Origin of the sequence: uncultured Agitococcus sp. (assembly GCF_937920075.1) — a bacterium.
GTDB lineage: Bacteria > Pseudomonadota > Gammaproteobacteria > Pseudomonadales > Moraxellaceae > Agitococcus.
The window spans coordinates 1-7,657 of record NZ_CALETI010000318.1 but is presented as its reverse complement, the minus strand read 5'-3'; the positions used below and the strand labels follow the sequence as shown (position 1 = coordinate 7,657).

The following is a 7,657-nucleotide window of genomic DNA, read 5'->3' as shown; positions in this document are numbered from 1 at the left end:
ATACTACCATATTTTAAAATCCAAGCATATGGTATTCTATGAACAGCACCATATTTTTTCAATGTTGCAAATATATAATCCAAATCAGACGGTGTATTCATGTCTGAAGTAAATGTCTTATACTTCTCCCTTAATGTTCCCAACGGTAAACTGTTTAAGAACAAGTAGGATGATGCAACATATGGATTTGTATCACCACTTAACCAATTATTAACACCTTGTAATATCGAATTTACAAAATAGGGAGTGTTTAAAATTGATGTAGATTGAATTCTACTTAAATTACCTTCATAATCATAATAGTCGATAGTTCCTTCAGTAATTTGTTGGTTTTTATGATTATCCCCCAATGTTCTATTAACATAGAAATCTTTAAACCCATACAACGTATTTGTTGGGTTTGGTAATGTTGGGTTATATAAATTAAAACTTGTTAACGGTCTTTTTTCTCTTTTCGATGTTGACACATTGAAGTTTGTTATTACTTTTTTTGTATCGTGAACATCATATACTTTAGCAGTATTATATAAGAAATCAAACGTTGTACCATTACCATTTGCCATATTTGTTTTATACCAATCATCTAAAACAAATGGATATGTATCCAACATGTTAATTGAATTTTTATAGTCTGTTGTGATAAAATTTTTAAACTTTTCGAAATTTTTTGGTTGGGGTTGAACATTAAGTACATTAGAACTTGCCGTACTTTCATCTAGAATAATAAAATTATTTTGTGTTTCTCGTTCTAAATAATCAGTTACAAAAATATCTCTGATGTACTTTTGCCAATTAGCTCCAGTACCTTCATTTGAGATATTAAATAGTGTTGGAATGATATTAGCCGCCGTAATACCATAGTTTTTTAAATATTGGAAAATTTGTGGTGCACCTTCACCAATTGAAGCTTGGATATTAAGATACTCACCATTACCAATTATAGATTGAATCTGATTTTGTGCCTCAGGTGTTGTAAATCTTTGATATGCCGAGGTTACATAAGAACGTTCATAAATCTCATATAAAATATTATTAATTTCCTTTCTTGAATAAATGATATCTCTTGTTGGGAAATTTAAGGCTAATGGTGAATATTTTTTAACATATTGTTCTGGGTTCACCAATTCAGACAATGGGTCTTTATCTGATTCAATAGACTGTTTTGTTCTCGATAAACTTTTCAAGAATTCTTCAATGAATTCAACTTCAGGCCAAATTGTATAATTATCACCATTCGTAACACTTAATTCTGAATTATTACCTGGATATTCGAGAACATATGATTTCTTTTTACCATCATAATTTAAAGTATAATAATGCGGCCATGGATATATTGGTTTTTCAGAATTTCCAGTAGTACCATAGTTGTTAACCGCGTCTGGTGATAGATTTTTATCATTACCCAATATCGCTTTATATCTTATTGGGTCACGTCTTAACCCCCAAGCTTTAACATGTACATCATCCAATAACCTCAATAAAGTCTCAGCATTAGCAAATAAAATAGCTAATACATTTTTAAGTAACGGTTTAAAACCCAAACTATTCTCAAATGGTAACATGCCATACCCACTTGCGTTTCCGACTAGATTTTGTACAATTTCTATAGGAGTGTAACCTTTAGGTAAATAAGATATAAGCGATTTTTCAATAAACTTCGCATTACCTGCATCATAATAAAGCCTATAATTTTGACCAGCTAAATTGACATCATTACTGGAAGTATTCTCGACCGAAATATTAAAACAATTTTCATCTGAATACGAAGGTATCAAGCTTAAACTCACTTGACTAAATAAATTCATTGCACTAAAAAGTGCGATAAATAAAAATAAAAAATTTCTAAATCCGCCGATCATGCTTTGTTTGTTGATCAACCAGAAAAATTTAATCATTCATTACTAAAATCACACGCAACAGCGATAGATATTGAATTTGCAAATGCTGTTGAGGCACAAGCCAAAGCGAATCCTGCCGACAAAAATTCAACCCCTGCCAAAGCAGGAACATGGTTAGATTTAGCCAGTTTAATTCCTAAAGAAGTGCAAGCCTTATTTCCTGCTATTCGTTCATGGCTACCCAAAGATGCAGTTTTAACCCCTGCCGATATTGCCACTGCCAAAACAATGGGGGCAACGTTGAGCGCGGCTGATGAAAACACTATTTATATTCCTGTTGAAAATCAACGCCCTGCGGGTACAGCGTTAATTTTTCCTGCTCAATATCAAGGCAAAACTTTCTTTTTGTTAATGGCAACCGATAAACAACTAAAAATAACCCAAGTTAAAGTGATGAATGCCAAAGAAGTGCCTGCCGCGAAGAGTAGTGCAGTATATGGAAAATTGGTGGGCGTGGCGGCACAAAGCGTTCCTGCGCCAAGTACCAAAGACCTTGATGCGGCGATTACTCAAGCGGTAAAAAATGCAGGTGTGTTATTGTATGTGCGCTTAAAAGGAGCGTAATCATGTGGCGATTAATAGCAATAGTCTTGTGTTTGTTGAGTAGCTGGGTTTGGGGTGCAGAGCCTGATATTAATTTTTTTAGTGATCAGCCCATTCCTGAAGCAGCACTGGTACATACGCCAGAACCCAAACCTGATTGGTTATTATATGGTGCTCCTATTGCTTTATTAATCTTCTTTTTTAGTTTTTGTTTGATAGTTAAGTTATTGATTCCCTTTAAAGAAACCGATATGCGTTTTGACTTGCATGACTTACCTGTTGCTGCACAACGTGGTATTGGTATGGCGGTGATTTTATTTGGCATTGCTTTTTGTTTTGGCGGTTTAGAAGCGCATTATCAAATGGGTTTACATGGTAGTGCCGAAGCTTATTTTGGCCAAATGGGGTTGGGTAAGTTAATTGCGTTTACCCATGCACATTTATTTGGTTTTACCACCAGTTATTTTATTATTGGTATTCCTTTTTCTTTACATTTCAATCGCTTAAAAATTTATCAATGGATATTTCCTTTGGGGTTAGCCGCGTCATTAACCGATGTGATTTCATGGTGGGGGATTAAATTTGTCTCTCCCCACTTTGAATATGTAACATGGTGGTGTGGCTTTGTTTTTAGTGCTTGTTATTTGTGGATGTTAGTTGCCTTAGTGAGAGTGTTGTTTTTTCCGCGTGTTAAATGGTTTCCTGATTTTATTAACGAAGATAGACAAAAAAAGTGGGATGAAGAACATCGCAAATAAAAAAGGCTTACGATTTTGTAAGCCTTTGATTTATATGGTGGGTCTGCACGGACTTGAACCGTGGACCAAAGGATTATGAGTCCTCTGCTCTAACCAACTGAGCTACAGACCCGCTCATGGTGGGGCAGCATTATAAGCATAAGTTTTTTAAACTTCCACACTTACAGCATAATTTTTAATAATTAATTCAATGTGTTTATTTTACGTTTAATTAATACCAAATTTAACCTCATCAAACCATTATTTTATGGCCACATTTCCTAACTGAATGTGTACCAGTTCGTACTTTCATATATAAATTCCTATATTAAAAAAACGTTGATTTTTTATAAAAATAGGCGTTATATACTGCCTGCTTTAATAAAAATAATTTTATCATAACTAATTGTTTTTTAAAGGAATTTATTATGGAAAACGGAGATCTTATCATCAGCTATTTACAACGCTGGGGTATCGAATACGTTTTTGGCGTCTTAGGTGGAAGTATAGAGCCTTTTTATAATGCCTTAGCGCGCAGTGAGCGCAAAAATGGTGTAAAAGCGATTGTTGCACGCCATGAGACAGGTGCAGCATTTATGGCTGATGGTTATGCCCGTGAAACAGGCAAAGTAGGCGTCTGTTGTGCCACCGCAGGGCCAGGAGCAACCAACTTATTAACAGGGGTTGCCTGTGCTTATGCCGACGATATTCCGTTATTAGTTATTTCTGCACAAACATCGATTGAAAAATTTGGCCGTGGTGCTTTGCAAGACGGTTCTTGTACAGGCGTGAATACTGTTGAAATTTTTAATCATTGCACACGGTTTAATACCTTAGTTTCTCATTCGGCACAATTAGAACCCAAATTATTACAAGCCATGAGTTACGCGATTAGCAATACACCAGGTCCAGTGCATTTGAGTATACCCTTGGACGTGATGCGTACAAGCATCGAAGAGCGAGCTATTTCGCAGATGCGTGCTTTTATTAATCATGAAGTAATTCCTAGCCAAGAAGCGATGCAATTGGTGTTAAAAGAGTTAGCAATGACCGCTAAAGTGACAGTGGTTATTGGTGAGGGGGCAGCAGGGGCTATTAATACCGTTATTGCCTTAATTGAAACACGAGATTGGTTATTTGTGACTACACCGCGCGCCAAAGGTTTAGTTAATAATTATCATCCTTTGTATCGTGGTGTATTTGGTTTTGCAGGGCATGAAAGTGCAAAAGAAGCGTTATTACCCGAAAATGCTGAGCGTGTTGTGGTGATTGGTACTGCCCTAGATGAAGTCTCCACCAGTGGTTGGGATAGCAGTGCGATTATGTCTAATCGTTTAATTCATTTATCTAATAACCCTGAGCATTTGAGTCGTTCTTATATGGCTAAATTGTGTATTTTGGGGTCTTTAGAGTTAATGTTAAGGCCTTTTAAAGAGTTATTGGCCAATAACACTACACGCCGAAAATGGTTTATTAAACAAGATGCTTATGGTCTACCAAGTAATCTCAAAATCCAAAATCCACAAAAATGTCTTGATTATACGGGAAAAGTTAAGCCCCAAGCTTTAATGACTTATTTAAGTGATGTTTGCCCTGACGAAACTAGAGCATTATTTGACAGTGGCAATAGCTTTTTGTGGGGGATTCACTATTGGAATTGCCGTCGGCCACAGAATTTTAATCCCCATAAAAGTTTATTTCATATTGGTATCGGTTTTGCCTCAATGGGATGGGCAATTGGTGCGGCTGTTGGTGTGGCTGCAGGCGCAAAAGGACAACCCGTGGTTTGTGTGACAGGCGATGGCAGTATGTTAATGAGTGGCCAAGAAATTACCGTTGCTGCACAAAATCAATTTGGCGTGATGTTTGTGGTGTTAAATGATTCCTCTTTAGGCATGGTGCGTCATGGTCAAAAGCTGAGTGGTGGAGAATCGATTGGCCATGAATTACCTCAAATTAATTTTGCCTTAATGGCACAAGCAATGGGTATAGAAGCATATCGTATTGAAACCATGGATGATCTAATAGCTTTAGATATTCCTCTATTGTTGGCACAAAATAAACCTTGTTTATTAGATGTGGTGATTGATGGTGATGAAGTGCCGCCAATGGGTGCACGCATGAAAGTGTTAACAGGAGCGGTATGATGAGCCAACCCCCCGTTTTGCATACCGCCATTTGGCAAGAGCAGCCAGAAGCTGATAATCCTTTTGCGACTAAACAAGCACTTTGTCATGGTTATGATGTTTATGGAGAGGTATTAAAAAAAGCCTCTTTTATAGAGTATCTATATTTATTATTTAAAGGTGAACGTCCCACTGCACAACAAGCTTTATTGTTGGATAAATTAGCGATAGTCGTGGCCAATGCAGGACCAAGAGACCACAGTGTTCGTGCAGCTATGAATGGTGGGGTTGGCGGTAGTACTGCGGCAGGTTGTTTGATGGCGGCATTAGCGGTAGGTGCAGGGCAATATTGTGGCGCACATGAAGTATTTCATGCCCTTAATATATGGCAATTTGCTCAGCAAGATGTGAATCGTTGCCAGCAAGCCATGAGTCAATTATTAGCAAATAAAGAAGTTGATATTTGGCAGCCGATGGAACATGTAGCGGGTTTTGATCCTCATGGAGTGACTTGCCCAACGATTATTGTGCAAAGTTTAGCGTATTTAGCCAGTTTGATGCCTAATGGCCAGTTAGCATGGTTATTTAATCATAGGCCACAACTCGAACAAATGGCGCAGGGTACATTGGCAATGACAGGTGTCTTTGCTGCTGCTTGTCTTGATTTGGGTTTAAATGCCGAACAAGCCGAAATGTTATTTTTACAATTAAGGTTATCTGGTGCAGCAGTACATGCTTTAGAACAACAACAATTGGGTTGGAAAAAATTTCCTTATGTCAGTCAATTTATTGATTTGCAAAAAAATGCACCTCAGTTTCCCATGCCTAATATTGAGGAATTTGGTTTATGAATAACATTTTAGAGCAGTATGAAAAACATTGGCCAACCACAATAGGCAAAGCATTTTTATGTGATAGGGTAGTGTTGCATGGTAAGGATTTGCATCATCAATTGGGAGAAAAAGATTGGTTTTATGTCTATTTATATGCCATTACAGGTCGAGAGCTAACAGATAATCAAGTTAAGATGTTATCTTATTTTTGGATCGCCTCAAGTTATGCTGACGCAAGTATTTGGCCAAATCATGTTGCGGCTTTAGGTAGTACAGCAAGAACCACAGCCTCTTTGTCGTCTATGGCTGGCTTAGCCATTAGTGAAGCATCTATTTATGGTCGTCGTCCCGAAAAACGCGCTTTAGATTTTTTTTATCGGGCAAAACAGGCATTAGATCAAGGTCAAACCTTAGAAACGATTATTGAGCAAGAGTTAGCTTTAGGTCGAACAATTTATGGTTATGGCAGACCTTTAGCGAAATTAGATGAGCGGATACCTCATACTTTAATCATGGCACAAAAATTAGGGTTAGATAAAGGTAAACATTTGCAATTGGCAAAGGATATTTATCATTATCTGAAACAGCAGAAAGGCTTATCAATCAATATTTCGGCAATTAATACCGCTATTGTTGCTGATATTGGTTTAACCCCCGAAGAATATCAATTATTTTTAACCCCATGTTTTATTACAGGGATTGCTCCTTGTTATATTGACGCACAAACTAAGCCAGAAGGAGCTTTTTTCCCGATGCGTTGTGATAGCGTGCAGTATCATGGTGTTGTACAAAGAGAGTGGATTTAGCACAATATCCTAAGCTCCTACTAATTCAGAACTGATAATTGACCTCTGCCATAAAGCTACGTTTCGCCATAGGATAATCGTTAGCGACAGCCGCTGGACTAGGCTCTCTAACATCAGCATTAAATAAATTATGCACAGATAAAGCAAAAGATAGGGGCTGTGAATAGTGCTTTTTACGAAGGCTAATGTCGACAGTGCTATATGAATCACTAGCAGGACGTGTATCACCAGCAGCACGTTTTTGCTGACCAATAATATTAATTTGAGGGCTAAGTAACCATGCAGGTGTTATTTCCCATTCACTACGCAAATACAATTGATGATTAGGATTATCTCCTGATGCAGTTTTGGTGGCATCATCTTTAGATAGCTGATAACTATAATTAGCTACAAAACGTAGGTTTTTTAAGACAGAGTAATCAACTTCCGCACTCAAACCATGTCCATGTCGTTTGCCGCTATTTTGCATTTGATTGGCAAAAGCATTGATGGGAACAAGGGTGATGTAGTCTTTGATTTTGTAATAATAAATATTAGTGTTATAGAGTAATTTATCCGAGGCTTGATGAGAAAAAGCTAATTCATAGGTATCAATAATCTCAGGCTTTAGATTGGGATTACCGTTTTGAACAGGATTATTATCAACAAATAACTCCGAAATTGAGGGCGCACGGAAGGCTCTACCATATAATAATTTAGTGGTTATGTCGGGGG

At 37.2% G+C, this 7,657-nt stretch carries 7 protein-coding genes and 1 tRNA gene; 5 read left to right on the top strand and 3 right to left on the bottom strand.

Annotation, left to right across the window (positions count from 1 at the left end):
* A partial coding sequence (locus Q0212_RS11115; protein WP_297925446.1) for a hypothetical protein occupies nucleotides 1–1,859 on the bottom strand: 1,859 nt, incomplete at its 3' end.
* Between the two features lie 3 nt (nucleotides 1,860–1,862).
* On the opposite strand from Q0212_RS11115, the gene Q0212_RS11110 reads away from it, so the two are divergent.
* Nucleotides 1,863–2,462 (top strand): hypothetical protein, encoded by a 600-nt coding sequence (locus Q0212_RS11110; RefSeq protein WP_297925444.1) that lies wholly within the window; start codon nucleotides 1,863–1,865, stop codon nucleotides 2,460–2,462.
* 2 nt (nucleotides 2,463–2,464) lie between these two features.
* Nucleotides 2,465–3,199 (top strand): hypothetical protein, encoded by a 735-nt coding sequence (locus Q0212_RS11105; RefSeq protein WP_297925442.1) that lies wholly within the window; start codon nucleotides 2,465–2,467, stop codon nucleotides 3,197–3,199.
* A gap of 35 nt (nucleotides 3,200–3,234) precedes the next feature.
* Here the strand turns inward: Q0212_RS11105 and Q0212_RS11100 are convergent.
* Nucleotides 3,235–3,311 (bottom strand) — tRNA-Ile (locus tag Q0212_RS11100).
* A gap of 295 nt (nucleotides 3,312–3,606) precedes the next feature.
* Between Q0212_RS11100 and Q0212_RS11095 the strand changes: the two genes are divergently transcribed.
* Genes Q0212_RS11095 through Q0212_RS11085 form a run of 3 tightly spaced genes read left to right on the top strand, consistent with a single transcriptional unit; the run spans nucleotide 3,607 to nucleotide 6,943 of the window.
* The gene (locus Q0212_RS11095) at nucleotides 3,607–5,325 is read left to right on the top strand and encodes a thiamine pyrophosphate-binding protein (protein WP_297925440.1); all 1,719 of its coding nucleotides are present in this window, start codon (nucleotides 3,607–3,609) and stop codon (nucleotides 5,323–5,325) included.
* The gene (locus Q0212_RS11090) at nucleotides 5,322–6,155 is read left to right on the top strand and encodes a hypothetical protein (RefSeq protein WP_297925438.1); all 834 of its coding nucleotides are present in this window, start codon (nucleotides 5,322–5,324) and stop codon (nucleotides 6,153–6,155) included. The genes Q0212_RS11095 and Q0212_RS11090 overlap by 4 nt, the downstream gene beginning before the upstream one ends.
* A complete protein-coding gene (locus Q0212_RS11085) occupies nucleotides 6,152–6,943 on the top strand; it encodes a citrate/2-methylcitrate synthase (protein ID WP_297925436.1) in 792 nt (263 codons plus the stop codon). Before Q0212_RS11090 ends, Q0212_RS11085 begins: the two co-directional genes overlap by 4 nt.
* A gap of 25 nt (nucleotides 6,944–6,968) precedes the next feature.
* On the opposite strand, the gene Q0212_RS11080 is transcribed toward Q0212_RS11085, so the two are convergent.
* Nucleotides 6,969–7,657, bottom strand: a 689-nt coding sequence (locus Q0212_RS11080; RefSeq protein ID WP_297925434.1) for a TonB-dependent receptor, incomplete at its 5' end; no start/stop codon positions are given.